Source organism: Pseudoalteromonas sp. SWN166, from assembly GCF_015864485.1.
Classification (GTDB): Bacteria; Pseudomonadota; Gammaproteobacteria; order Enterobacterales; family Alteromonadaceae; genus Pseudoalteromonas.
This window is the reverse complement of record NZ_JADYXB010000094.1, coordinates 1-833: the sequence shown is the minus strand read 5'-3', so window position 1 is coordinate 833 and position 833 is coordinate 1. Positions and strand designations below refer to the sequence as shown.

2 protein-coding genes are annotated in these 833 nt (G+C 52.9%); both read left to right on the top strand.

Translation table 11 applies throughout. From position 1 onward, the window contains the following. The first annotated feature begins 253 nt into the window (after positions 1-253). Positions 254-406, top strand: a complete 153-nt coding sequence (locus I6F49_RS20250) for a hypothetical protein (RefSeq protein ID WP_181870850.1) — start codon at positions 254-256, stop codon at positions 404-406. Between the two features lie 29 nt (positions 407-435). Continuing rightward, positions 436-666 (top strand): hypothetical protein, encoded by a 231-nt coding sequence (locus I6F49_RS20245; protein ID WP_114488788.1) that lies wholly within the window; start codon positions 436-438, stop codon positions 664-666. Positions 667-833 lie beyond the last annotated feature (167 nt).

Below are 833 nucleotides of genomic sequence, written 5' to 3'. Positions count from 1 at the left end.
GGGTGCATGGGTGCATGGGTGCATGGGTGCATGGGTGCATGGGTGCATGGGTGCATGGGTGCATGGGTGCATGGGTGCATGGGTGCATGGGTGCATGGGTGCATGGGTGCATGGGTGCATGTGCCACCTACACACCCCTTCTCTAGGGGTTACTACTTAGAAAATAAATTGCGATAGTTCTTGCGCGTCTGCTAAAAAGTTAGCTACAATAGAGCCACTGAGTCAGATAACGCAACGCAAAGGAACCCGCACCATGACCCGCAACGAATTCACCGTCAACGAAGCCCTTGCAGCACAAGCCGCAGAGCGGGCCCGCTGGGCGGCCGCCCTGGCGCCTGCCGCAAAAGCCATCGGCCAGCGTCGCGCAGTGCGTAAAAGCCTGATCGCCCGCTTGCTGGGTTTGTAAACCGTCAACCGCAAATAGGAGAAAACACCATGAATGCAATCCAATCTAACGCGCAACGCTGGGTGAAACACGGCGCGTATGAAATTCGCTCGAATGCTGAATTGTGCATTCAAGCGGAATTGCGTAAGGCCGGTTTGATTCCAATGGGCGCTACGATTGTAGAGATTAATTTTCACGGCGAAGATTGCGTTTTTGTCGAAACGTCCAACGGCGGGGAATTCACTATTAACGTGAATACCGGTCACATTAACCAATGCTGAACATTTAGGAGAAAACCATGCAAGCTATCCGCACCAAATATCACGGCCCTACCGATACTAAAGGTTCGCGTATCAGCGCGCAATGCGAAGCCGGACGCATTTATGTGTCCTATGACCACGCGCTTAATATTTACGGTAACCATAAAGCCGCATGCGATGCGCTGGTG